The sequence below is a fragment of the Halobaculum sp. MBLA0147 genome, from assembly GCF_041361345.1.
Taxonomy (GTDB): domain Archaea; phylum Halobacteriota; class Halobacteria; order Halobacteriales; family Haloferacaceae; genus JAHENP01.
Window position 1 is genome coordinate 167,568 of record NZ_JBGKAD010000004.1, and the last position, 26,226, is coordinate 193,793.

Sequence of the window (26,226 nt, forward strand, 5' to 3'; positions counted from 1 at the left end):
GACGCAGTGACTCTGGTTAACTAAGTGGTCAGGATGGCAGGGGATAATCAATCGACAAGTCTCATCCAAGGCGGCGCTGGGACACACGTCAGTCCATTCGTTGTCCCGGCCGACGGCGAATCTGCGTCAGAGCCAGACCGGTTTTCACCAGACCTCACCGATAAGCCGTGGCGGTCGCTCACGTCAGCCACCGTGACAAGCGCTGCGACTCAGCCGAAGTCGTCGACACAGACCTCAAGCCACGTTGCTGCTTCACACCAGGGCGATCACTCGCGGTATCTTGTCTCTGACTCACCACCAGCTCGGTCCACAGGCCCCTCGGGGCAGAGCAAAGCTCTAGTGATCCCCAGTGACATGGACACACCAGCCGTTACAGCGACACCAGGCCGTCCGTCACACGTGGTGACACCAACTGGCACACTACTGGTGACAGATGGCGGAACTAGGCAGAGCGCTTTCTGTGCACCCACAGGTAAATCACGGAATTCCCACTGCGGGCCCGCAAGACGTTTCCACCCTGATACACAACGACTCACTACGACAGATCCAGTAGCATCCAGAGAAATGTCCGTAGATCCACATCCACAGTCACCATCGCTCTTGCCAGTCCAGGTTTTCGCCGATCTCCCCGAAGTTACCCCGGACAACCTACCAGTCCCACAGGACGACGAAACGAATCCCGCAGCACAGGAGACACCGACACAGGCGCCTGCGCGGACATCTGACCGTGATCAGACGGTCATCGATACAACAGATACCGAAGGTCCAGCCAGCCCGCCTGCACCGACAGAAAGCAGCACAGGACCCAGCCAACAGCGGGAGTCCGTTTTGAAGCACGAGGCAGAACAGCATCTGCCCCCGTCGTTCAATGTCTCGGAGACGCTACCTACAACAACAGACGGTGGAGGGGAGCTGGAGGTTGACGATGCCACGCGGGAGCCAGAACTGGCGCAGCCTAGTGGTGACACGACAACCGCGATGCGGCCTGCCGAGGAGCCAACACAAGACGCCTTTCAGACGAGCCTCAACCAACTCAACAACACGTTCAAACGGGGCGGGCTAGAGCCGGGGTCGATTGTGTTCATCTCTGGTGATGACCCAGCGGGAGACCTCCTACACAGGTTTGTCCCTGAAGACGGGTCGATGCTGTACTTCTCTGCCGGCGCCACCGAACATCAAGTGACGACACGGCACAGTGCAATCGTCGACTCACTGACGTCCCTGTCGGTCCACTCAGTCCTTGAAGAAGCTGATCCAGTCGAGACCATCTCCAGCATCGCAGAACAGACAGTGACGTCCGAGAGTGTCATCGCAATCTCACCGCTTGATCTTCTCGATCTGTCAAAACAGAACATCGCACGACTCGCCCAGCGACTTCACCGCGTCGCTGAGGCTACAGGCTCGGTCGTGCTAATGCACGAACTGGACGATAGTGGGGTTGCGAAGAAGGTACTCGACGGCCAGGCGTCGCTCACGTTGCGCGTGATCCCACACCACGACTCACAAGCCCCGGCTGAACTCCTGATTCAAGGATACGGCCCGCAGTATGCGATCCAAGGAGACAGCATCACAGCCTTCGAGATCGATGAAGAGGCCTATCGGCTCACTACCAACCGAGACATCGCGAATCTCTGAGACCGTTACTCCCCTCAGGAACTCACATCTGCGGCACCGCTACTGCGGATCACACGATCAGACGGAGACTGAAGTCACAGACACCAACCAGCCGATTTATACGCTCCTAGCACACATACGGAAGCAAGATGTCATCGGATTCGAGAGGCAACGCCACCCAGCGACGAGACACGTCTCGACAGGAACAGCGGGCAGTCCACGGGACGGCACACGGGATTCACTACAATGGAGTGATATACGGAATCCCCGAAGATGTCAGTGATCACTTCTTTACAATCACCGCCGATGAAGCAGACCAGTTCGAAAACTTCGATATCGGCGAACAAACACTCACCACCCAAGAAGACCTCGAACACGCGATTCCTGACGAGGATAAACCTCGACTCAGAGAGCGGGAGCGGTACTGGGTGAACAAACCCTACGCTTTCGTCGTGATCTGTGAGGACCGGATCACAGAAGAATTCCGGTACTTCGTCATTGAACCGGCGCTGACCGAGACCCAGCGCCAAGCAAAAGACTTCCTCTCATCGAAAGCGCGGTCGGCACTCGAGACTGACGAACTCGATATGGACGCCTCGCCGAAGGAGCGTGCCCGCGCGCTCCGCACGCAGGTCCTCCAGCTACTGCGCCGGTATCAGATGATTGACCGGGCTAACTGGAACAAGAGTTCCGGGGTGCAGGACTTCGAGGACCTCCTCCAGATTTATCGTGATGACTCGGCGAGCTTCTCAACACGGCTCCAGACTATCGCGGGGCACCTCCTTGACGGCGGCAACCCGACACTGTCTCAGACCACGAAAGAAGCACTCATCCATACACTCGAACGGCAAGCCTCGTCAGCGATCGGTCCATCAAGCGACATCGACGACGTTGCGTACCCGACACACGACGACGGCTCAGTCGTCCAGTTCAACCGGACAGATGTGTCTCGGATCATGCACTACCTGATTCGGGACAACATCGGATTCGGCAAGCTTGAAGCGATCTTCCAAGACGAGCTAGTTGAAGACATCCACGTGTCCGGCTATAACTCGAATGTACTCGTGTCGCTTGGCCGCCAATACGAGGGCGACGTGATCACAAACGTGGAATTCGGGCAGGCAGATCTCGACTCGTGGATTCAAACGAACGCCGAGGCAGCAGGAAAGGGAATCTCACGTCAAGACCCCACAGTTGACGCGGAACTCTCTGATGGCTCTCGCGTGAAACTGACCTTGGGCGAGGAGATCACCGACGGTGGCTCAAACTTCACGATCCGGAAGTTCTCGGAAGTCCCCCACACGCCGGTGGACCTCGTCTGTTGGGACACCTTCTCGCTTGACGAGATGGCGTATCTCTGGCTCATGGTCGAACAGGGCGCGAACATCATCGTCGCTGGGGGAACTGCCAGTGGGAAGACGACGACGCTCAACGCACTGTCGCTGTTCGTCGACGCTCGCGAAAAGGTGCTCTCAATCGAAGACACGCGGGAGATCGAGATTCCACACGTCCACTGGACAAAGTACGTCACTCGCGAAGGGAGTGCGAGCGCAAGCACAGACACAATCGGCCACGGCGATCTCGTCAAAGGCGCACTCCGCGAACGCCCAAACAACATCATCCTCGGCGAAGTGCGTGACGAGGAGGCGACGGACCACCTATTCGAAGCAATGAGTACTGGCCACCGAGGGTTGACGACGTTCCACGCTGACAGTGCCCAGACACTGGTCAACCGATTTATCGACAATTACAACGTCGCCCCCTCGCAGGTGCCGACGCTCGACCTCCTTATCATCCAGTCTGAGGTGACGATGGACGGGCAGAGCGTTCGGCGCGCAGAGCGCATTCAAGAGGTGTCTCAGGTGTCGACTGAAGGCGATCAGAAAACGCTCAAAGGCGATGAGCCGTTCTACTGGACTCCAACTGAGGGGCACGTTCCCAACGACCTTGACACAGACCTGATGGCAGAGGTCCGCGAACATCGAGGCTGGACGCAAGAGGGGCTGGAGAAAGAACTCGAAACCAGAAAGGCAGTCCTCGCGTACCTGATCGACAACGACATTCGCTCGTATCAGGACGTGGCCGCGGCACTCCAAGGCTACACATTCGCACAAGAGAGCTTGCTCGGGGAGATCGGCGCTGGGACATTCGCTGACTCGGTCGACATGCTCCACAACTTGCAGTATATCGATATTGACATCCCGGAGAGCAAAGAAGCGAAGACAGAGCGGCCAGAAGACGACGAGATCAAACAAACTGCGAAGACTGTCCTCAACGAGAACGAAGAGATGCTGTCCGCAGCTGCCAGTGTAGCCGGCGACGGGTTCGATCCTGTCGTCGACGAGGTCACTGGTCGGATGCGCGAGGACCTTCGCGCTCGCCACGCCACCAGAAAGACACCACATCAAGAAGAGCCCACAGCGGAGAGCGATGATGGGGGGACACAGCCGGCCGACGATCCCGGCCAGCTCGAAGCCGACCACCGCCCAGAACCAACAGGCCGGCTTGATGATCAAATAGTAGCGGAAGCCGACGACGAGGCAACGACCGCCACCCAGCGCGAAAATGGTCATGCATCGGCTGACACCTCGTCCGATACCAACGGCGCCACCGAGGCAGTGGCCGGCGCGGGTACCAACGGGGCACAGTCATCGAGCGCGGCTAACAACGGGCACGAGTCGGACACGACGGCTGATACAGAAGAAATCGTTGAGGCGAACAGCGAGGAGGCAACTGAGAACGCTGACGCTGATAGACCTGATCCCAATGGCAACTGATGACTCAAACACCGTCGGTGCAGAACTCCAGCCAGTCTCGAAAGACGAGGCGCGGACAGCCGGTACGACTGGCGTCGCGAGTGCCTTCCTCGACTTCACTGGCCGCGTGTTTTATCCGCTCTACACGCTTCTCGAGCCATTCCAGCAACAACAGATCGAGAGCTGTCGAACCGGTCTTCAACAGGCCAACATTTCTGAACCAGTCGAGTTGTACATTTCCCGCAACCTCGGGACGGGAGCGATCATCGGGATCGTCCTTGGACTACTCAGTGGCCTCGGGTCAGCAGTGTTCATGGCAACGAGCGGCGGACTGAGTGTCTCAGCAACTGGCTGGACGTGGCTTCCCACAGTGACGGCAGGGTCATCAGGCGGCATCCTCTCTGCGATCCTCGTCGCGAAGGGGGCAGTTGTGGTACTCCTCGTTGCTCTGTTCGGTGGCCTCACCGGAGGCGTCCTCGGTCTGTTGTACGCGTACCGTCATCCGGCGTCTGTTGCTGAGACTCGCGAACAGGAGATTGACCGCCTGATGCCGTACGCGGTCGCGTATATGTATTCGCTCTCGGTTCAAGGGGAAGACACCGTCCGTCTGTTCAGGTCGATGGCGACATCTGAGGACATCTTCGGCGAGATCGCTGTCGAGTTCCAGCGTATCCTCGCCGACGCAGAGTACATGAACGAGCCGTATACTGAGGGCCTGAAGACAATTTCCAAACAAACACCGCACCCCCGGTTCGGACAGTTCCTGTCCGACTTCCTCACGCGGATCAACAGTGGTGGCTCGATCGAGAACTTCCTGGAACAGCAGAAGGACAAGATGCTGGAGCGGACAGCTCAACAGCAGGAACAGCAACTTGAACAGATTGAGCAGATCGGCGTGGCGTTCTCGGCCGCCTCAATCGCACCGGGGATCGGTGCCGTGATGATCGGACTGTTGATCAGCACCGGAACACTCCCTGTGCCGGTGTTCTTTGTGATCTTCATGCTCCCGCTGATCGTCTCGGTGTTCTTCATCTTGATCATCGACGTGATCCGGCCCGATGCGAACGCGAACAGTCAGATCGAGATTCCTGACTCGCTGAAGGAGACTGACATCGACGGGGTGACGCCCCGTGGTGATGCTCCGGGGGACGTCCAGACGACCGGGATCGTCGGGTCCTACAGTGACGCGTCTGGGACAATCGACGACCTGTTCTCGCGGATCGAGAAGTCTGAACGCCGCTACAGAGTAACGCGAGTCCTCCGTGAGCCGAAAGCCTTCTTCACCGACTATCCGACGCTCTCAGTCATCCCGATGCTCGCGCTCCTTATCCCGTACTTCATCACCGGGAACAGCATCGGCCTGTTCAATATCGGTGTTCCGTCGGGGAACGGCTTCGCATGGGTCACGGGCCTTCTGGTTGTCCCCTACATCGTTCTCACGGCCCCGCTGCTCGTGTTCACGAAACTCAAGAAGCGGAAAGAGTACGACGTGAAAACGAACATGACCGAGCACCTCCGGATGATAGCGACGTTCAACGACGCTGGCCAGTCTGTACCGGAGGCAATCAAACACACGGCCCAACAGGGGACCGGCCAGTTCGCGAAGGACCTGCAAGAAGTGTACAACAAGAGCCGGTTCAACCGGACGCTTGGCCGGGCGCTCATTGAGTTCGCGAACAAATACGACGATGCCTCAATCGCGCGCCGGATCGAACTGATGCGAGAAGCTATGGACGCGAGCGACCGCATCACAGATGTCCTGAACACACTCGCGTCTGTGTCTGAGACACAGGACCGGCTCCGAAACCAGCGGGTGTCGAAACTGCAGTCGCAAGTGATCGTGATCTCAATCGTCACTGTTGTCGTGACTGCGATTCTTGCGTTCACGACGATGTTCTTCCTCCCACAGATTCTGGGGGCGTTCTCGTTTGGAGTCTCGGGCTTCTCGCAGGGGCCGACAGACATCAAGCTGTACGCGTTCTGGTTCTACGCTGGCTCGGTCTCGAACGCGGTAGGAACCGGGGCGCTGTGCGGCTGGCTAAGGTACGAATCGCTGAAGGAGGGAACACCCTACACGATCGCCTATCTGATCATCACCGTCCTCCTCTGGGCAGGGGTGTACCAGGTGATCTGAATGACTCGCGGCAACTCACTTTTCGACCGAAGAGAGCACCCTTCCGAAGAGAGGGGGATCGCCTCAATGCTCGAGTTTGCGATGGCCGTCGTTATCCTCTCAGGAGCGATGTTGCTCGCGGTGACTGTCCTCGCTACAAACGGCGCTTCCACAGCCAACGACGATACCGCCCCACAGCAAATAGGCTTTCGAGGTGCTGACGCTCTCAGTGACGACCTCCTCGTGCCGACAGCAAACGAGCCAGGCATCGATCACGAGTGTGCCGACGCGTACTTCAGCAGCGAGACAGATACTGGGCAAGCAGGCCGATGTGGCTTCGACCAAGCGCTCGACAGCTCACCACACGACTTCGTCCGGAGTACACTCGGCGTAGCGCCACAGTACAACGCAAACGTAACGCTGCGGGCTGATGGCTCAGTCGTCGAAACTGACCTGGACGACGACGGGACGCCCACACGGTTTGCGCTTGGACCTGAACCCGCACGTCCAGACCGTGTCTCGATCGGCGTTCGAAAAACCGTGTTCGGCGACGATGTGCTTCCACAAGATGATCCCGACGTCGTCGAGATCCACGTTACTGTCTGGAGGGACTACGGACAATGAGTGACGATAGACAGTCGTGGTGGCTCACTCGGGAAGACCGCGGCGCGTTATGGATTCCACGTGCAATTCTCGCAGCGGGGATCATCATTGGGGCAGTCTTCCTCGTCGCGAGCGGGGAGATCACACAGCGGTCGTCCCAAGCCGAGGAACTAGAGCAAGAGAAGTTGAGTCGCCAAGCCGAAGACATCATTACCATTCTTGACGCCACGAACCGGTTAGCGACAGAAGGCGGCTCCCCCGGCTTCGTCCTGTACTGGAACGCACGCGAAATCAGGTTCATCAATAGCCATATCGATGATCCGGGAGACGACTACTACACGACGCTTGAAAATTCCCCCAATAATCCCCTCCGTCCTGTGCTGCAGAAGACGCTCGGACCAGAGGCCGTCGGAGTCAACATCCACGTCCGGTACCAGACAGGTGACGGAACGCTGAATCGCACCCGAGTCCTGTATCAAGGCCCACCCGGCCAGAACGCAGTCCGGGAATCGCGCAACATCCTACTGTCCGACGACGTGACTCCGACGCTCGGTGGAACCTCGAGCGATGGCGACGCCTGCACACTCGGCGAGATGGGAGGAAGCACCGGCACTGGCACGAACGGCTGCACCGATAAAGCGTTCTATGCACCAGATGCAAGCCCGAATTCCTCCGTCTACAACGCGATTCGGGTCCAGATCACGATTTGGGAAACATGACAAAGAGCACCGCGAAGACCTCACGGGAGGAGAAGAGGGAGGAGAACCCGGCAGCCAGACAGCCGACTCGCCCGTCAACGTGGTTCTCCGACACAGATCGGGCGGTGAGCGAGATTTCGAGTTACGCGATCCAACTCTCGCTGATCGTGTTTCTCCTTGGTGGGTTTGTGACTGCTGCCGGAGCTGGTGCGAATTTCCAAACAGAGGTTCAAAAAGAGAACACACTGCAAGAAGTCGGACAGGACATCTCGTCGCAGATTCAGTTCGTCGACCGGCTCGCTCGCGAGAGCGCGAACACTGGTGTGATCCGGCAGCGTGTCGTCACACCAGATCGGGTCGGAGACAACGGCTATACGATCGAAGTCCTCTCGCCGAGCGACGCGACATCTGACTCTCGGTGTGAAGGGGCCGCGACAGCATCGACAGTCGGCTGTATCATTGTCTATCAGGGCACGGAAGCGTCGACCGATGTCAAAATCAAGACCTACTACCAAGTCGCACCAGGAACTGACGTCCAGACAACAACACTGACCGGCGGAGATATCATCATCACACGGCCCGCGGATGCCAGCCAACCGATTGAGCTCACCAACGGGTGATTCACCAATGCTAGACCTCCCATCACGGCTGACACGCCTCCACACTGACGAGCGCGGTGTCCAGAACATCGTCGGCTACAGTCTCCTGATCTTGATTGTTCTCGGTGGATCGAGTCTCGGTCTCGTCGCCACAGCCGAGCAACTGACAGCTGGTGAGCGCCAGACGAAGACCACGAAGATCGAGACCAACATCAACCTCGTACGGGGCGACGGGATCGACATCGTCCAGGGCGCTCCCTACCGCCGTGTGAACTTCGAGGGCGTCGACGGCGAACTCCGGTTTGGAGGCACCGAGGAACTCGAAGTGCGCGCATCGGGTGGCGATGTGAACATCACACAGGCAGCTACCGCCAATTTCACCACCCGACTCGTCGAGTACCGGTTCGACCCGCAACAAGCCGACGAAGCCATCTACCGGACTGGGTTCGGGCTCCGGACCAAACAGTTCGAGAACAGCGAGAACGCGCTCGTCCAGACGCAACCTGTCATGCAGACTGGAAACAGACGCACCGTTTTGATCCTCCCCCAGTACCGTCGTATCACCGACGCGTCTGCGTCCATCGGCTTCACACAGGTCTCTCAGGTCCCAATCACGCTCTCCCGCCGGAACGCGGGAACTGTGAGCCAGCTCGCGACGACAGATGACGGCTCGACAACGGTGATGAGCGGGAACATCACTGTCGACGAGACGCCGCGACAGAACGCCTGGGTCCGCTACTTCAAATCGAGCCCCCAGTTCACAGCCAAAGACGGGCCAGATGCCGATACAACCGCTGAATACGTCGAAGACTGGGACGGCGATGGGACACCGGAAGTCCGCGCGCACTTCGAATCAACGCGGCTGTTCATCCGCTTCGCGCAAATCGGAGTCGAACTCGATGCACGGCTGTGACCACCGCACAGGTTAGTTCACCGGGAGAGTTCCTCGCCAGATTCCAACCCCCGAGAGCGCCCATGTGGCGGCTCTCGGCAGGTAGACGAAGAACATAACACGGCCACACGCATACCACGACCCAATGAACCCGGTTTCTCACCTCTCTCAAACAGATCGGGCTGTGTCGAACGTCGTCGCAGCGCTCATCCTCCTTCTTATCACAACGTTCCTCGTCGCAGCAGGCGGATCGGCCGTTACAGAGTTCAACAAGGACACCGCCGCTGTCAGCACTGAGACGATGGAAAACGATATGGAACAGTTTGAGGGAGCAGTTCACGAAGCAGCAGCGTCTGAAGCCGGCGGGAGCCGAGTCGAGATCGCACGTGGGGCAGAGGCAGGGCAGGGAGCGTTCACCATCCAACAGGTCTCAGCAGCCTCTGTAACGATCGACGGTAACGTCGCGTTCAACACCACGACCGGACGGGTGATCGGCGAGAGCCCGAACGGGGGCGTCGTCGTCTACGAGATGGGCGCCGTGTTCGCGAGGACACCTGACGGCTCAGTTGAGATGGTTGATCCCCCGCGGATGGCGTTTGTGAACACAACGAACAACCGACCGTCAGTCACCGTCCCACTCTATACTCTTGAGACACAGGGGCCGATTGGCGGGACAGTGACAGTCCGGCGAACGAGTCCGCCAGACGAGACAGACAGCGTCTACGCAAACACGTTCTTCTCCCTCTCGATCCAATCACCATTCTATGCGGAGTGGGCCGAATACTTCCGCGCGTCAGCGCCGAACGCGAACATCCTCGTCTTCCCAGATCAACAGGTCGCCCGTATCAGTATCACAACTGGAGACGGAACCTACGTCCATATCAACGAGTACGACCTCATTGTCCAATAGGACCGCCCAAAGGCCCAGACAAACCGCCCTTCTGGACTATTAGTACAGGCCATCCCTGACCCGACACCAACTCCCCATGTGGAGCTATCAACCACGATAACCGAAAACACGGCATTTATACTGCTGTGACGAATGGTTGGATATATGTCAGACAGGCGGAGGGGGGAAACAAGCTGGCTCCCGTTTGTTCGGGCGTCGGATGCGGAAGTGGTGATTGCTGGAAGTGACTTACGCGTGGCGAGTCAACTGTCAGACGCAGTTCGCGATGCACATCCAGGCGTCTCAACGAGGACACTCACTGATCTATCGTCTGTCGATTCGTATGTGGTCAAAAACAGCCCACAGGCGCTGATAACCACACACACGCTGTCACAAGCGGACGCTGCCACGTTCATCGAGAATCTGCGAGACCGTGACGCTACGATGGGGGTGATTGTCTGCGCTCCAGATCTAGAGCCGGCAGCCGTCGACGAGATCCGAGCTCGTCCGAACACGACAGTGATCCAGGAGACCCCGCTTCAACCATCAACACAGAACCGCGTGGTGGCTGCGCTCACAGGAGTCCTAAAGGACGCACAAGTGATTGAGTCCTCGATCCACACGGAGGCAGTTCTCGATCAACTGTCGCGCTCACTCGCGATCCTTGACAGCGACAATTCGTTCAAAGCGGTCCGAGAAACGTTCGCCGACCTCTACAATCTCCAGCCAGCCGAAATTCGCGGCTCACACTGGTCTGATATCTTCAACTGGGAATTTGGTGTCGAAACACCAACCCCCTCAGAGTTGCTTGATGGCGACCCTGAGTGGCAAGGCCCGCTCTTTGGCCCACGCGGAGATGGAACCTTCTTCCTCCACGACGCACACTTGATCAGGCTCCCGACGCTGGGGATCGTCCTCTCGACGCAACCCGACCCACGGCGAGTGTTCGAACAGGCTTGGGAACGCACGACCCCGCCGGGCCGTGAGGAAGCAACAGAAGCTCAACCTCCACGGAACCAACTCCCGAACGGGATCTACGGGGCCCCGACATCTCGCGCCTACCTGCCAGCTGTTGTCCACACCGAGGACCCTGATGTCTCTCGAATCTATCTGCCAGAAGTTCCGGAAGACCGCCCCCACCCAGCCGTGAATGCACGGGACAGCGCCTCGGGGACGTTCGATTCTGGGATCAGATCAGTTGACGAATCCACCCATCCAAGTCCAACCGAGCCGCAGGCTGACGATGATGGACCACCAACTGCAAACGAGGTTGACCGCACCAAGTACCGCCCACACCGCGACTTGATGCTCACTCCTGCACCACTGCGAGACTTCCTCTCTCCAGAGAACAACGACATCGATGCCACTGTCCGCCGGTTCAAAGACTGGTTAGAGGGTGCTGATTCCGTCGTCTCGCACGAAGACGAGACGTTCAATATCCGGCCAGTCACCTCAGCTCGTCAAGAAGTGATCACAGCGAACCCTGTCGTGATCAACCGGTCGCTCGATGGCGTCGCTGGAACGTATCTCGCATTCCAACCAGCAGCCCCGGACACCACTATCGAGTCAGTTCCTGTATCCCCCGAGTAGCAGACTCCCCCTCGTCCGGCAGCCACCACGTCGCAAGCGGTCCAGCACACCTCTCCGCGATGGGCAACGGTTTTCATCCTACTCCGGTTACCCAGACGTAGCACATGGCGAGCCCGAACTCCTCACAATCACAGCCGTGGGCCTCTCAGTCCGAACTCGTCTCTCTCGCGTTTCCATATGCCAATCCGTATCCGGCACAACAGTCGGGAATCTCGACAACACTCGACGTGGTGGGAGACAGGGGCTACCATTTGATCGAAGGTGCATGTGGCACCGGGAAGACACTCCTCGCACTGACAGCTGCGGTCGCACTGATGCGGTCGAAGCAGACCCCGATCCAACGAACGCTCGTGGTCACCAACATGAAACAGCAGATCAGAGCGTTCGAATCCGATATCGAAGCGATCAACGACAGTCTGGCAGATGCCCGCGATACATCCCCACTTCCAGCGCACGAGAAACAACTCCGGCCAGTGCAGAGTATTACAGCCGTCGGAAAAGCAGATCTCTGTCCCCTCGTTGCGAGTGGGGCGTCGTCACCGCAATCGATCTACGACGACTGTTCAACCCTCCAGGCGAACACGAACCAACTCATCAGTGAGGCCTACAGTGGCGTCGAACGGCAGATGGTCGCAACCAAACTTCAAGAGGACGCCATCTCTGAAGACACGCCCTCATGGCCAGCTGACCGGCCAGACGACCACGCTGCAACCAGGGAGGCAATGCGGTTCGGGGGAATGCCAGATGAACACGACGATACGAAGTACTGTGCCTACTACGCCGGCTACAAATCAGGAGAGAGCCCGCCACCCGGCGGGTCGAGTCGTCCGGTCACGAGACCTCAAGACATCGTGAACGAGTCGGTCGAGCAAGGAACGTGCCCACATGAGGGACTGAAACAGAGCGTCCGAGGCAACGACATCGTGATCGGAAACTACGCTCATGCGTTCAACCCCGACGTCATAAATGGGTTGACTGACAAGGTCATCGAGTCAACAACGCTTCTGATCGTCGACGAAGCACACGAGCTCATCCCCTCGCTCAGGGATATGGCAAGCCGGAAAGTTCCGTTCTGGAAACTCAGAAAGGCCGGAGAACAGACCGACGCACTGGTCAACGAAATAGAAACCAGGGTGAACGGCACTTTCGGAGACCCCCTATTAAACAGCCTTGGAAGAAGCCGAGCACATCCAGGCGGCTTCAGGACTTTCGCAAAATCAGGTACGCTTCTCCCAAGTGAGTTAGGAGACTGGGTTCAGTCGAGACTGAACCACCCCGAGGAAGATGAACTAACGCCTAATGAACACAGAACACTCTCTCTTCAAGACCCCACAGAAGCGGAGACGGATCTTGTATCTGAGTGGCTAGCGGAAAACCAGATGGATACGGTCGCGTGGGGCGACGGACGATACTATGGCGAGACAATCGACCGCTTCCTCACGGAATACGCTGATATTAACCCACCGTTCGCCACATCAGAGGTCGGCCAGCTATTCGAGCTGTGGGCCAACGGCGGGAACATGAACTACCACCGAACAGTGACTCTCACGCCGCGATCGAATCCGCCACAGAATCCATCGTTTGAATGGCAGCGAACGCACCGGGCCGCACTCGAGATCAACAACACGCTCCCACGCTCTCGCGTCCTCTCCCAACTCGAAGAGTTCGGCGGCGGTGTGCTGATGTCGGCAACCCTCTCTCCATTCTGGGTCTTCGAAAGCGAGATCGGGAAGTCAATCATCGACCGCCCGATCGAAACCTCACAGTACACGCTGCCGTTCCCACCTGAAAACCGGTCCACACTGTTCGTCGGCTCGGAAGCGTTCACGTACGAGAATCGAGGCAGCCACACCGAGTACGACCCACATCCATCGACGACACTACCACAAGCGCGAGCTGATGTCGTCGAGGCAGCCCGTGGCCTTGTCTCCAATACCCCAGGGAACGTCCTCCTAGCCCTGCCGTCGTACGGGGAAGCTGACTGGCTCGGAACGTACCTCGAGCGGAGTGGAGCCATCACCAAGCCAGTCCTCGTTGACGAGTCATCATCCCAAGCCGAAACAGAACAACTCAAAGAGCGGTTCTTCACCGGCGGCCCGAAAGTACTGACCACATCGATGCGAGGCACACTCACGACGGGCGTCAACTACGAAGGCGACAAGCTCGCAGCGGCGGCCGTGATTGGGATACCCGTCGACAATCCGTCCGATGAACTGAACAAAGCTATCCAAGCGGTGTATGAGGAGGAGTTCGACGCTGGATTCAACCTTGCGTTCATCCCACCAGCGGTGCGGATGGCCCGACAAGCGATCGGACGTGTCATCCGGAAAGACGACGATGTCGGGATCAGGGCCTTCATCGACAGCCGGTATTCCGACCCGACGTATCAGGCCTATATCCCCCAGTCGGTCTGCGAGAACGGAGTCCCTGTTTCGCCTGACGCAGTTGATGATCAGGTCGCGTCGTTCTGGCAAACGCACTGATCTGAGAACACCACCTCACAGCGTCATCAGCACAAGCCCGACACCGCTAAGGCCAGCAGCCCCACCAATCAGCATCCCAAGCGTGTTCAGGCGATTACTCGCTGCCGTCGTCCACTCAAGTGCATACGTCTCACTCCGAAGCGGCCACAAGACCGGAATCCCCTGTTTTGAGACGACATCGGCGGCGAGGTGGATCGCCACACCAACGGTCCCCGCCAGAAACCCAGTAATCGCGAGAACCGGGATGAAGAACTCCCCGACAGGATTCCACGTGGCAGGAATGATGTCACTCAAGAGCAGTCCAACGACACTGTAGAACACCCCATAGCAGAGGCCAAACGCAACAGCGCCGCCGAGCGAGTGCAGTCGGCCGCGATGCGTCGCGAACGGGAGATTCCGATCAGCGTCTGGAATCCGGGCCGCGCTCACGATGACGAATCCTGCAGCCAATCCGAGTAATGGCACTCCAGCGACGATCATAACTGACGCGATCAAGATACCAATCCCTGTCGACAGCGACTGATGGCCAATTCCAAGCATCCTACCCGGGTGTATGGACTGACACCAGAAGTTTCTTTTTCACAGAGAATAACGTGGGTGATGAGACACCTACAAGACGGGGGACCCCCACCCCGAGAGACACCCATGTCACACGATACACACCCCATCGTCCGCAGGATGAAACACGCAGTCTCCCCACGTGCTGTCACAACGTGGGCTCAAACCCTAGTGATCGCAGCCGGCGTGCTCATCGCGATTGACCCGGCACTCGCAGCTGCAGGATTCATCGAGAACCTTCGACAAACCCTCAACACCTGGGAGTCGTGGGCCTCTATCCTCCTGGCCAGTCTGTTGACGTTCGGCTCACTCGTGAGTGGCGGCAAAGACCTCGTGTCGATTATGCTCTCGTCTGAGGGCGGGCAAGACCCCATCCAGGCAATGGGGAAACTCACCTTCGGCATTCTTCTCGCCGCGGTGATTTCAAAGTGGCCGACCATCTCCGACCGGATCGAGCAATCGGTCGCGTTGAACAACGCTAGCGGCGCGATCATGCCGGTCAACGAGGAACTGATCACGGTCGTCACCACGTTCCTCTAGGGCAGTGGTTCCACGACGGCTCGCCCTCTGTGGAGTAGTAATTGTCGTCCTTCTCCTTACCGCGACGACGACCGCGACAATCGCTCCTGCTGATACACCGGTAGACGATCAGTTCCAACCACCACGGGCAGATCTCACGGAGCTTCCCATCGACCGAACAGTGTATCAACTGCTCTGGGGGCTCACTGCGGTAGCAGATCCTCAGCTACTCCCCTACGGGCCGCAACTCACGACAACCGGTGGAAACTCTCAAACGCTTGACTTTCTCCCCTTCTTCAGCCCGATTGGACAGGGATCAGCGGCATACAATAGTTACACATACGCCAACACAGAGAACACGTCAAGATCCACGAGCGTAAGGCCACTTGGAGCAGAGTATATAAATGGGGTCTACATTAAGCGACAATACGCTTGGATCGACGGATTTGATTCAGGGGTTCTATACCACACAGAGAGCGGAGTCAAACGTGTTGTCGATGTCCGCAAGAACCCACAGGTTCGTGTGATGGCCGACTATCGGGTTGAAGAACCCACGACCGACACTCCTGAAAACCCGACTCCAGGGGCTGAACGTACTATCGAGGATGTCACCGAGGTGACGGCAAGAACTGAAATCAGGCTCAACGGGAACACGATAGATACACGCGTAAACCCAGATCCAACTTTCAGCGTCCCTGTGACTGCGTTTGGAAGCGATAACACTGTTCGATTCATACATAATATCTCGGCTACAGTTACCGTTACTACCCAACAGTACACCTGCGTACAACGGGCCGATCCAGAGCCTGATCCACAGCCAGGTACCCCATCAAACGGAACTAGTGAAAACAGCAGTAGCACTGCCACTCCGACCCCGGACTCAACAGCGTCACCCGCCCCGACAGAAACAGTAGATGAGCCATCTGGACCGCCGAGGTGTATCGAGTATGGCTGGGAGACAACGAACTCCTCCAAGTTCAGCTTTACTCAGGACACATCTGATACTCTGACCTTCAGGTCGTACAGTCCAGAACGCCCTCGCGCAGCAATCATCAGCTATCAGAACCAACCGCAGGCATACCTCCTCGTAGACCCACCAGACGGCGCAACTGCGATCGAAACGGCAGACCAGCGGATTCTCGATCTCCCGTATGGGGTCGTTCGAACACGGGACGCTATCAACGCGCGAACCGTTCTTCATACCCCCAGCGGGGAAATTCGGAATCCACAGGAGCCACCGACTCCAGTTGACCGTCACCTGTATCCGAAACAGGATGAAGCAATCTTGACATTGAAAACCGGAGTCTCCCAAAGCGGCGTCGTCTCTCCACAAGTGATTGGCACCGGTGATGAAGAGACACTCTCGCCCGCACGGGGGTACTTTCCGCAGTGGGCGCCCTACTCCGAGCCGACAACTGCAGACTCGTATGTCGTCCGAATCCCCCCAGGAATCACAGAGATCATACTGACGCAGGGCTTGCAGTACAGGACACCGTTCGGCCTGATCAACACCTCCGTCGACCGAGCCGGGCAGGTGAGAGATCCCGTCGTCAGCGTCAACACAACCGAACAACAGAACTCAGATCAGGTGAAGTTCACCGTCTATCCTCGGACACAGGGAGGAGATCTGATCACCACCTACGACCGAATCCTTGAGATTGAGGTTCGTATCAACGGGACAACGTACACCACCGGGAACACTCGAGGTGGCGAGCCGTTCACGTTCTACGTCAACCAGTCCCGATACGGCGGCGAACCGATGACAGTCAAGCTTGACGGAGACGGGGTCCCATCACCGCAAGCACTCGCAGCACCGAGTCGGTTCGGACACGAAGGAGTCCGCTACACCACTACAACTAAACAGGTCTTCGTGCCAGCAACTCAGACGTGGGGAGTCTTCACCGCCCGCGTCCTGACACTCGCCGAGCTCATTTGGTCAGGATTTGGCCCAGCAGCAGCAACAGCAGGCTTCATGCTCGTCCTCATTGAACTTATGACACCACTCAACCCGTTCACAACCGTCGTGACCGCAATACTTGACATCGTGAACTGATCCTTGTCCGACGCCTGTCCTGAGTTCTCTGTGATTCTACCCCTATCGGTTGCAGCCCTCTATACTGGCCGATATGGTCCTAGAACAAGCACTTAGAACGTCTGGACTGGCTGATTAGGCAGTAGAGGACTCGACGAGCGTCTTACCAATCACACACGGCGGCGGCTTCAAACTGATTGGTAAGACGTTAGCGGCCGGGTTACTGGCCGTGGAACGACTGCTAGCGAAAGGGGAAAATCATATGATGGTACACTGACAACGGGGTAGCAATACGCCATGCCGAGAGAGACACGTCTCTCCACCCAAACCACCTTCACCGGAATCATCGTCATCCTCCTTGCTCTGGCCCCAGCGCACGCCGCGGCCGTCCAACCAGCACCAGGGATCACAAGCACCACCGGTCAACACTCACTTGCTCCGGACCCTGGAGCAGCCAGTGGTTGGGAAGAGACACGGCCAAACCAACGAGACACACCAACTCCCACAGGCACCGCAACGAATACTACCCAAAATTCGACAGGAGGTGGGTTCTTATCCGGCCTCGGAAAGTTTCTCGATAACCAACCAAAAGTCAGCATCAATCTCGCACAGGGCTTTCAGGCCGGTATCCTCGGGCTTGTTACGAGTGGAGGTGCAACACTCAAAAATCAATTGTACACAGCACTAGTGTGTGTCGGGCTCACCACCCCGAATTACGCCGATACTCAGCCATTTACCTCGGAACTTCCCTCAAACCCCTACTGCAGCACACTAGTCAACTTCGGTGGTGTCGACTTAGGCGCACACCAACTATTCATCATTCTGGGCTTATCGCTAGTATCGATCTACTCGATGTTTGAGATCACCCGCCTGTGGATCCGCGGAGCCGCATCAGAACTCCCACTGGTTGCGATCAAAACAGGCCTCGCGATGATCTTTGTTAAAAACCCCGACATCACGTGGGACCTCGCTGTCGGGCTGGTCAGTTCTCTCGTAGGCGCCTTCCTCCCGTCGACGGGCTCTCAAGTGAATCAACTCGGAAGCGTCATCGGTGTATCCTCACTGAACCCTCTCATCAACGCCGCGTTCCTTCCAATATTCATATTGAAGTCTGTCCTGCTCATTTTGCTGTTCTTCGCTTTCCTAGCGAATGTCATTCGATTCGTTGGAATGATCTTCCTATACTACCTCTGGCCGCTCCTCATCGTCAAGTGGATAGCACCGGGTAACATCCCAGTGGTAGACTCGTTCTTGAGCGGAACAGAACGTCTCGTCCCGTTCCTGTACTACCCGCTATTCCCAGCTCTCGCAGTCGGCTTTACCATATCGCTTCAAGTGAGCGTGGGTGGAGGGGTGTTTAACACTGGGGTGATCAAACCCGCCCTCGCCGACATCGTCGGCACGATCGCCCTCTGTGCAGGAACGTACGCTGGTCTCAAAGCCAGCATGGCAGGCAAGATCGTACTCAAAGGCATGAAGGCAGCCGGCACTGTCGCACTGACCGCCGGGGCAGGATTCGCGCTCGGTGGGGCAGGAGGGGCCGTCCGGGGCCTTTCAATGGGCTCCCGATATGGATCTACAGCTGGCGTTTTAGCTGGCGCTGACGAGGGTCGGAGACAGAGGGAGGGTCTCGCAGGAGCACTGTTCGAAGACGATGAAGGAGTATTCCAAGAAGACGATAATGAGCCGGAAACTGCGAACGATATGGCAGGGCTACTGACCGATGAAGATGAAGGTCTCCCGGGTGATGAAGACCCCACAGATGAAGCAGCAGACCGCGACGACGATCTCACAGGCGACTTCAACGACCTCAACGGACTGACCAGTGACTTCGAAGAGGATACCCCTGAAGACCAAATCGACCCACGGACAACGGATACGGACCGCTCACCTGGTCGTCCTGAAGACGACTCGAGAAGCATTGTCGATTCGATTCGAGACACGCTCTCTGACATCACTGGTGGGAGTGGCGTTGAAATCGATCCAGAAGAGCCGATCTCCGCAGCGGGGTTAGACGATGATGAACTCAGAAAAAAGATGCAAAAACACCCAGCCTATCCGGACCCTCCAGAGGACGAAGACCCCCATGAACTACTGAACGATCCGGATTATAAAGACGGTATTGATAAAGGAATGATCGGGTGGGGATTAGGAGGTCGTGAGCATACACCCGAGGATCCTCCCCAGGGAGAACAGCCGCAAGATGATTCACTACAGAGAGAACCCCGACAGAAAAAGACAGGAGCAAGGGAACCCGAGCAAGAGGAGGAGCCCCCAGTGGGTGACGAAAAAGGCACAGGTCAAGACCGTACGAGACCTGACCAGCACACAACTAGCGTGGGAGACAGACCAACACCCACCGCAGTAGATGACAACATCGGCGACGGTAAGGACACGACTCAGGGGGGATACACAACAATGGCAGATAAACCCGATCCTGAAGCCACATTCGGGCATATGGAGCAAAATCTCCCACTTGACCAGGTCGAAACTGATGCTGACAAGGAGATGGCTCAGCACTTTGCCAGTCAGGGTCACGATGGGAGGGGCACCATCGAAACAACGACTGATGATGGGACAGAAGTGATCCTTGGACAAAATGGCGTTATCCTTGCCGCTGATGACGCATCCACTTGGTCTCAAGGAAAGCTACGAGTCAATAAAGACGGGGAACGCGTTCACGCAGACCCAAAGGACTACGAACGGATCTCGATGAACTATGCCGGCAACACAGAGGCCAATACGGGTGAACTGCGCCAACAGTACAAAGACCACATCGAGGCCATTGGCGGGAATCCAGATGAAGTTGTCTTCAGAGACACTGATATCGGCGTTCATGACGTGACGAATGACAGATGGGTACGAGTCAGCCAGAACACATATCCTTCTGCGTACGGAGAGGTGGAAGGATCTGGGGGAGGTAAGAAGTGGACGATAGACCCCGACAAGCACACGCTCCCGTATGAGGCAGTTGCAGAATTCCAGAGCGACATCGCGGGAGGGCAGATCAGCAGCTGGAAAGACCTCCGTAAGGCTTCGGACAACGGGCAGGTCGAAATGGACGTCCCATCAGGGGTGTCAGGATTTGTCTCGATCACAGGGACAGACGGAGAAGAAGTTGTTAACGAGAGGACGTACGTGTCAAACGACGCAGTAGGAATGGCTCTAGACGTGTCTGGAAACAGGCTCACGAATCCGACTGACTACACGTCCGACACAACAACCCACCCGTCAAAGACAAATACGGTCCACACGATGCCAAACAGCGAGGAGGGTACAGTGCAAATAACACCTCAGTCGAAACAGGCTGTTAGTGTGTACGGCGAGATCCTCAACAAGACCAATATTAGTGGGTTATCCCGGGCCCATACAGATACCGATAAAATTTCTTACAATGTCAATCTCGAGCAGCTTCCTGATGATGTAGACCCAACACTGTTAGCTGCACATCCCGGGGAAGCAGCCAAACAGTACACCGACAACGACACCGATCTCGATATTGACACCGATACAGAGTTCGTATCTGACCTCGTCATTGATGACATCGCCCTAGAGCGGCTCAATGACCACTCAGACATTGTTGACGACATTAAACTGGCCGACGAAGTCTGATCCCCCTAGCACCTCACCCTAGGTAACTAGACGACCTCTCGTGAGCAGGTCACTCAGACCAACAAGTCTTCTCGAACCCCAAACATTGAACTACACAGCCTGTTTCCGTCAACGTAGTAATGGCGGAGGCAGAGAGCCGCAGGACCCAGATACTCACACGTATTGATCGGGCTGAGTATATCGTGCTCGGCCGAACACTTGAAGAGATCGTCGTATTCCTGCTCATCCCAATGCTTGGAGTATCGTTTCTTGCTATATTCGGAGTATTCGGCCTTTTCGAGATGCTCGGACTATGGGTGAGTATCCTCCTTATCGATGGACTCATCTTCTGGCGTGTCCCGCGGGGAGCAAACTTCGTAGCTCGAGCAGTCGAGCTTCTCAAACTCATCCGCACACCGAACTACATCCCGAAAAGCGACGCCGATACTGAATCACCGGACCGACCAATCGGAGAGGTTCGGAAGGCCGATCGAGATGCTGACCTCCGGCCGGACGGCGGCACAACAACGGACAGTGGAGTCTTCGATGTGCTCCCGTACCGAGACCAGCAAACGACACCTGAACTCACAGGAGTCAAGCGGCTCTTCCCAAAAAAGAAAGTCGCTATCACTGACGACAATCGACTTGTTGGATACGTTCGCGTGACTGGGCGAGACAGTGCAATTTCCTCAGACAAGAACCTCGTGTTGAAACAGTTCGCTCGCGCTCTCGCAACGAACGACGACGACTTCGACATCCTGGTGACAGGGGAGAAGTTCAACCCACAAGATCAAATCTCCCGACTTAGTGAAAGAGAATCAGATACAGACATCGCAAACCGGCCGATCCTCCAAGAACTCACAGCCGGTCTGAAATCACACATCTCCGAGAAGTTTGGCGAGGACGGCTTCATTGACCGGCGATTCTACGTCGTTGCATGGGTCGATCTCGAGGAGATCGGAAATGAAGAGGTTGACCAGACAGGAATGTTTAGCTCGATTGATCCCGACTCCACGATTGGCCGGATCATCGGGAAGGACGCGCGCAGAAAAACAGAAGAACAGACATTCTCTGACGCGATGACAGAACTCAATACACAAATCAAGTCGGTGGTAGCGAAAGCCACGCGCGTGAACGACATCGAAGCACGTGCGATTTCAGAAGACGAATTCGCAACTGTCATCCGTCGACACCTCCGGCGAGACGCAACTAGGACGAACACAACCGTCACCGTACCAGACGGCAACGCTGTGAGCACCGGCGTGTTGGACCAGGAGCCGACCGGTGAGGACACGACCAACTGATCCAATGTCTCAACAAGAACACCCCGAACAAGAGCCCACATCCGGTGAGACCAGTTCCGATTCAACACCTTCCACAGTCGAGTCAGACCAACCTGCAGACTCACCGCCACCTGCGGGTGAGCCCAAACCCGCTGACACTGCTTCCGACACCACTTCCGATGATGAGTCATCGTCGCTTCTGTCTCGCCTCCGCTCCCGGTTCTCTCGGGACTCGACGGATCAATCTACCAACTCGGAAAGTGCGCCACCACTTGGAGAGGACCCGTCCGCCGACAGGTACCAACGACCAGATTTCTCCAGTGGGTTTGCAGGGCTCCGTGAGAAATGGAACCACTGGCGAGGGGGAGACGGATCGCTCACTGACAGCGCTGGCTACGATTTCACAGGTCAAACAGCTGGTGATGCCTTCCTCGCGCCAGATAGTCTCGCCCCCGGAACCAAGACAGTCGAGATCGCTGATGACACCGTCACCAGAACTCTCATCGTAACCGGCTACCAGCGGAATCCGCCAAAATTCTCACTGAACGGGGCAATCACTGATTCCAGTCTCGATTTTGACGCGACGATCAAACTCCGTCCGTACAGCACATCCGATGCCGAAACCTACCTAGCTCGAAAGGAATCACAGTTCGACGACAGAGTGAATGGCGCTTTGTCGGGTGCCAACGACAATCCCGAGGCAGACCGTCGCGAACAAGAAGCCATCCAACATCTCAAGCAACAAGTGGGACACGGCGGCACACAGACTCTGTACGACGTCGCGATCGTCATCACACTGTACGCCGACTCTCACAGCGAACTCGATACCGCTGAAGACCGCCTCCGAACTCATCTTGAAGATCAGGCAGGGATGACACTTGAGGGGCCACCAGGCACGCAACTGGCAGGCCTACGCGACTCTGCTCCACTGGGGTTTGAAGAAACAATTCACCGGACGAACCAGCGGACGCAACCGATGGGATCGAACGCCGCTGCGTCGCTGTTCCCGTTCATGAATGATTCCATCTTCGAAGAGGAAGGAGTGTTGATGGGCACCAACGCAACGTACGACACACCGATCTTCCTTGACATACAAAATCGGAATAAGGGGGGCCACATCCTTCGAGCAGGCGACATCGGCGCAGGGAAGTCCGTCGGCGCAGGCGTCCTCGATCTCCGGACTGCCATCAACTACGACAATTTCGACATCGCAGTGATCGATCCACTCGGCGAGTTTGACGGCGTGAACGCCGCACTCGGTGGCGAGCACATCACAATCATGGGCGATGAGAAATTCAATCCCTTCCGTATCACCAAACTCCCCGATCACATCATCGAGGCAACCGAGGATGTCATCGCCCCATTCGAGAAGAAGCTCACCGACGTTGTTACTTTCTACAAGCGTGCGTTCCAGCTCATCGGCGGCTCCGAGACAACGCTCAACGAACTCCACTACGGGCTCTTGACCTACACTGTCCGAGAAGCCTACAACCGAAAAGGGATCACAAAAGACCCCCGGACCCACGGAAACGAGAGCCCGACCGTACAGTTCCACCGGGAAGAGGTCATCCAAGATATCATCGAAAACCCGGAGGACTACGCCGAGACAGCTATTGATGTCGAGGTGGATAAGGTACGAGAACTCGCACGAGACCTCAGCGTCGCGATGATGCCGTTTGAGTCCCGGTACAAGAACCTGTACGGGCGGTCGGAGATGGAAGTAGATCTCTCAGAAGGAGTGTATCTTGATCTCCGACACCTAGAGGCCGGCTCAACAGAGATGGGACTGATGTTGCACCTGACGCTGTCACAGATCTACGAGGAGGCAAAAGCCACCAACAACTGGGTCCGAATCACCGTCGACGAAGTGCACAAGCTGTTCGACAACGTCGAAGCGGCCGCGTTCTTCGAAGAACTCACACGGCACGGGCGGCACTTCGACATCTCTCTGCAGTTCATCACGCAGACGTTCGAGGAGTTCATCCAGTACGACTCCAGTGCAGACGAGATGTCGGCACCCGAGGTGATCCAGAAGCAATGTGGGGTGAAGTGTTTCCATCCGATGGACAACCCTGACGAGGACGTCGCTCGCGAACACTTCAACCTCACCAGCGAACAAGTCGAGGTCATCCGTCAACTCGAACGTGGAGAGTCGGCGACAAACTACGCTGAGTACCTCCTCCAGGTACAAGACAAAGGTGTCCACCGGATACGGCACACCCCGACGAAAGACGAACTGGCGGTGCTTGATTGGAACCAAGGGACAGACTGGACCGAAGACGATGTGACAGAACCGGAGTCCATCCGAATCCGTCGTCTTCTTGATCAGTACAATCAGTCGACGGCGCCGCAGGTGGAGGACTTCGACGAGCTTGACGACCAGCTCCGAGACCAGATCGTCTCCCGCGCACGGAACGAGGCGAGTGTCCTCGCAGAGGCTGATCCCGATGTTCTCCTCGAATTGCTTGAGGATATCACAGTCGGTGACTTGGTTGATGCTCTCCCTGACTCCGACCAGGAGAGCACTGACAACTCGCAGTCACCGCCCACCGCAGCAGTTGACACGCCGTCAGCAGAAGCGGTCGCGACAAACGGTGCGTCCGATCGATCACCCACACCCCCCAGTGACGATCAACCGGGCTCGGACAATTCTCCGTCGCGGTCGACATCCGTTGCGGCTGCCCTCAAGCAACAGGTCGAGGAGGTTCGTGCCGCGTCATCGAAACCAGTTGATCAGTCATCCGACACTGAAGACACTGAGACAGGTACAATGGCAATTAGAAATCTCATCTCAAAGGAACTACAAGACGATGAGGAGTCCACCGCACCCGAGTCAGACACGGCAGAAGCGATTGAGGACACACAGGCCCCAGCCGAAGCGGACGACGCTGACCCGCAAGTTAACACCGACCGATCGACCACACCACAATCACCGTACGACCATCCGGTTGCCGAGGAGTTCTCACGCGACGATATTGAGTACCTGCTTGACCAGAACAAGCAGACACTGAAAACCATGCTCAGTGGTGAAGGAGGAACTGCGACAGGCAACAGCATCGAGACGAAAGAAGAGATGGTTATTGAAATCCTCAAAGCGCAAGCCAACGATGAGTGACGAACGCGACTCCCCTCGGATTCCAGATCAAGGCACCGCTGATCAGCCAGAATCTGCCGTCCCTGACGACACCGGTGACTCTCCGGAGTTCACCGAAGGGCGCGATCCAACAGAAGACACTGGGTACTCACGATCAGGAGAGCGCATCCCAGACGGCGATCGTGGCTTTGACGAGACTGATGGAACAGACACTGTTGACTTCGGTGAGACGTCAGACGGTACAACACAGGGTGGAAGCGACTTTGCTGTCGCGTCACCCACTGAGTTCGATTCATCATCCGACTCAGGGACACCGGAGGACTCGTCTACAGAGTCGAAAAACTCAGCCAGAGGACCAATCGAATCCCTTGGCTGGCCAGCAGGCCAGATCGATAGCGACATCGTATACGCGGGCTATCCAAGCGTTGTGAACTCGTTGTACTTCTACGTCGCCGCTGCATTCGTGATCCCTCTCTGCGCCAACTTTATCAGGCTGGTCGTTGCTGGGACAAATACACCTCTTGTGGCACAAACTAACACAATGTGGGCAGAAGTCCCGAACATTTTCGCTGCGGTCCCAGCGCTCATCCTCGTGTTCACAGGTCTTCTCGCAATCATCGACTTCATCAACCGACGGTATCAGTGGCTCGTCGTCACTGATAAGAAAGTGATCTACACTAAGGGCTATATTAATCCCTCACCATTCACTACCGGCTTCAGCGACATCAGAAACGTCGAACACGGAGAACGGATTGGACTCAGGCTCCTGAACCTCGGGAAAGTGAAAATCTCAACGTCAGGCGACAAGGGACCCGAGGTTGTGACCGGAATCCTACGCAACCCACAAAAGGCAGCTAACGCGATCAACTCACGGAAAGATAAAGCACAATCAGCCGAGTGACACACCCTCTG

At 56.8% G+C, this 26,226-nt stretch carries 17 protein-coding genes; 16 read left to right on the forward strand and 1 reads right to left on the reverse strand.

The features are described from left to right. Nucleotides 1–564: 564 nt before the first annotated feature. From RYH80_RS18665 to RYH80_RS18710, 10 genes are all read left to right on the forward strand, one after another. A complete protein-coding gene (locus tag RYH80_RS18665; RefSeq protein WP_370905605.1) occupies nt 565–1,635 on the forward strand; it encodes a DUF7125 family protein in 1,071 nt (356 codons plus the stop codon). Nucleotides 1,636–1,763: 128 nt separating this feature from the next. Then, a complete protein-coding gene (locus tag RYH80_RS18670) occupies nt 1,764–4,391 on the forward strand; it encodes an ATPase, T2SS/T4P/T4SS family (protein ID WP_370905606.1) in 2,628 nt (875 codons plus the stop codon). Continuing rightward, nucleotides 4,381–6,504 carry a type II secretion system F family protein gene (locus RYH80_RS18675; RefSeq protein ID WP_370905607.1) on the forward strand — a complete coding sequence of 708 codons (2,124 nt, stop codon included), beginning with the start codon at nt 4,381–4,383 and terminating at the stop codon, nt 6,502–6,504. Before RYH80_RS18670 ends, RYH80_RS18675 begins: the two co-directional genes overlap by 11 nt. Then, nucleotides 6,505–7,107 (forward strand): DUF7287 family protein, encoded by a 603-nt coding sequence (locus RYH80_RS18680; protein WP_370905608.1) that lies wholly within the window; start codon nt 6,505–6,507, stop codon nt 7,105–7,107. Beyond that, nucleotides 7,104–7,805 (forward strand): DUF7288 family protein, encoded by a 702-nt coding sequence (locus RYH80_RS18685; RefSeq protein WP_370905609.1) that lies wholly within the window; start codon nt 7,104–7,106, stop codon nt 7,803–7,805. The genes RYH80_RS18680 and RYH80_RS18685 overlap by 4 nt, the downstream gene beginning before the upstream one ends. After that, complete coding sequence (locus RYH80_RS18690) at nt 7,802–8,404, forward strand: DUF7266 family protein (RefSeq protein ID WP_370905610.1); 603 nt, start codon at nt 7,802–7,804, stop codon at nt 8,402–8,404. Before RYH80_RS18685 ends, RYH80_RS18690 begins: the two co-directional genes overlap by 4 nt. Before the next feature lie 7 nt (nt 8,405–8,411). Then, nucleotides 8,412–9,296 (forward strand): DUF7289 family protein, encoded by an 885-nt coding sequence (locus RYH80_RS18695; RefSeq protein ID WP_370905611.1) that lies wholly within the window; start codon nt 8,412–8,414, stop codon nt 9,294–9,296. 163 nt (nt 9,297–9,459) lie between these two features. Beyond that, nucleotides 9,460–10,185 (forward strand): DUF7289 family protein, encoded by a 726-nt coding sequence (locus RYH80_RS18700; RefSeq protein WP_370905612.1) that lies wholly within the window; start codon nt 9,460–9,462, stop codon nt 10,183–10,185. A gap of 324 nt (nt 10,186–10,509) precedes the next feature. After that, nucleotides 10,510–11,754: a hypothetical protein gene (locus tag RYH80_RS18705; RefSeq protein ID WP_370905613.1), complete on the forward strand. Its 1,245-nt coding sequence runs from the start codon at nt 10,510–10,512 to the stop codon at nt 11,752–11,754. A gap of 104 nt (nt 11,755–11,858) precedes the next feature. Continuing rightward, nucleotides 11,859–14,237, forward strand: coding sequence for an ATP-dependent DNA helicase (locus RYH80_RS18710; protein ID WP_370905614.1), 2,379 nt, complete (start codon nt 11,859–11,861; stop codon nt 14,235–14,237). Nucleotides 14,238–14,252: 15 nt separating this feature from the next. Here the strand turns inward: RYH80_RS18710 and RYH80_RS18715 are convergent, their stop codons facing one another. Beyond that, a complete protein-coding gene (locus RYH80_RS18715) occupies nt 14,253–14,777 on the reverse strand; it encodes a metal-dependent hydrolase (protein WP_370905615.1) in 525 nt (174 codons plus the stop codon). Between the two features lie 105 nt (nt 14,778–14,882). On the opposite strand from RYH80_RS18715, the gene RYH80_RS18720 reads away from it, so the two are divergent. The 6 genes from RYH80_RS18720 to RYH80_RS18745 all read left to right on the forward strand — a co-directional run bounded on the left by RYH80_RS18720 (nt 14,883) and on the right by RYH80_RS18745 (nt 26,215). Continuing rightward, nucleotides 14,883–15,335, forward strand: coding sequence for a hypothetical protein (locus tag RYH80_RS18720; RefSeq protein WP_370905616.1), 453 nt, complete (start codon nt 14,883–14,885; stop codon nt 15,333–15,335). Nucleotides 15,336–15,339: 4 nt separating this feature from the next. Then, nucleotides 15,340–17,367: a DUF8186 domain-containing protein gene (locus tag RYH80_RS18725; protein WP_370905617.1), complete on the forward strand. Its 2,028-nt coding sequence runs from the start codon at nt 15,340–15,342 to the stop codon at nt 17,365–17,367. A 276-nt stretch (nt 17,368–17,643) separates the two neighbouring features. Then, complete coding sequence (locus RYH80_RS18730; RefSeq protein WP_370905618.1) at nt 17,644–20,958, forward strand: TrbL/VirB6 family protein; 3,315 nt, start codon at nt 17,644–17,646, stop codon at nt 20,956–20,958. A gap of 119 nt (nt 20,959–21,077) precedes the next feature. After that, complete coding sequence (locus RYH80_RS18735; RefSeq protein ID WP_370905619.1) at nt 21,078–22,241, forward strand: TraC-like domain-containing protein; 1,164 nt, start codon at nt 21,078–21,080, stop codon at nt 22,239–22,241. 4 nt (nt 22,242–22,245) lie between these two features. Next, nucleotides 22,246–25,335, forward strand: a complete 3,090-nt coding sequence (locus tag RYH80_RS18740; RefSeq protein WP_370905620.1) for a hypothetical protein — start codon at nt 22,246–22,248, stop codon at nt 25,333–25,335. After that, a complete protein-coding gene (locus RYH80_RS18745) occupies nt 25,328–26,215 on the forward strand; it encodes a PH domain-containing protein (RefSeq protein ID WP_370905621.1) in 888 nt (295 codons plus the stop codon). The genes RYH80_RS18740 and RYH80_RS18745 overlap by 8 nt, the downstream gene beginning before the upstream one ends. Nucleotides 26,216–26,226: the final 11 nt, after the last annotated feature.

What these genes read in the sequence shown, in the direction of transcription:
- RYH80_RS18730 (WP_370905618.1), top strand. Translation starts at nt 17,644, where the DNA reads ATGCCGAGAGAGACACGTCTCTCCACCCAAACCACCTTCACCGGAATC.
- RYH80_RS18690 (WP_370905610.1), top strand. Translation starts at nt 7,802, where the DNA reads ATGACAAAGAGCACCGCGAAGACCTCACGGGAGGAGAAGAGGGAGGAG.
- RYH80_RS18670 (WP_370905606.1), top strand. Translation starts at nt 1,764, where the DNA reads ATGTCATCGGATTCGAGAGGCAACGCCACCCAGCGACGAGACACGTCT.
- RYH80_RS18720 (WP_370905616.1), top strand. Translation starts at nt 14,883, where the DNA reads ATGTCACACGATACACACCCCATCGTCCGCAGGATGAAACACGCAGTC.
- RYH80_RS18665 (WP_370905605.1), top strand. Translation starts at nt 565, where the DNA reads ATGTCCGTAGATCCACATCCACAGTCACCATCGCTCTTGCCAGTCCAG.
- RYH80_RS18685 (WP_370905609.1), top strand. Translation starts at nt 7,104, where the DNA reads ATGAGTGACGATAGACAGTCGTGGTGGCTCACTCGGGAAGACCGCGGC.
- RYH80_RS18695 (WP_370905611.1), top strand. Translation starts at nt 8,412, where the DNA reads ATGCTAGACCTCCCATCACGGCTGACACGCCTCCACACTGACGAGCGC.
- RYH80_RS18715 (WP_370905615.1), bottom strand. Translation starts at nt 14,777, where the DNA reads ATGCTTGGAATTGGCCATCAGTCGCTGTCGACAGGGATTGGTATCTTG.
- RYH80_RS18735 (WP_370905619.1), top strand. Translation starts at nt 21,078, where the DNA reads ATGGCGGAGGCAGAGAGCCGCAGGACCCAGATACTCACACGTATTGAT.
- RYH80_RS18740 (WP_370905620.1), top strand. Translation starts at nt 22,246, where the DNA reads ATGTCTCAACAAGAACACCCCGAACAAGAGCCCACATCCGGTGAGACC.
- RYH80_RS18675 (WP_370905607.1), top strand. Translation starts at nt 4,381, where the DNA reads ATGGCAACTGATGACTCAAACACCGTCGGTGCAGAACTCCAGCCAGTC.
- RYH80_RS18745 (WP_370905621.1), top strand. Translation starts at nt 25,328, where the DNA reads ATGAGTGACGAACGCGACTCCCCTCGGATTCCAGATCAAGGCACCGCT.
- RYH80_RS18710 (WP_370905614.1), top strand. Translation starts at nt 11,859, where the DNA reads ATGGCGAGCCCGAACTCCTCACAATCACAGCCGTGGGCCTCTCAGTCC.
- RYH80_RS18680 (WP_370905608.1), top strand. Translation starts at nt 6,505, where the DNA reads ATGACTCGCGGCAACTCACTTTTCGACCGAAGAGAGCACCCTTCCGAA.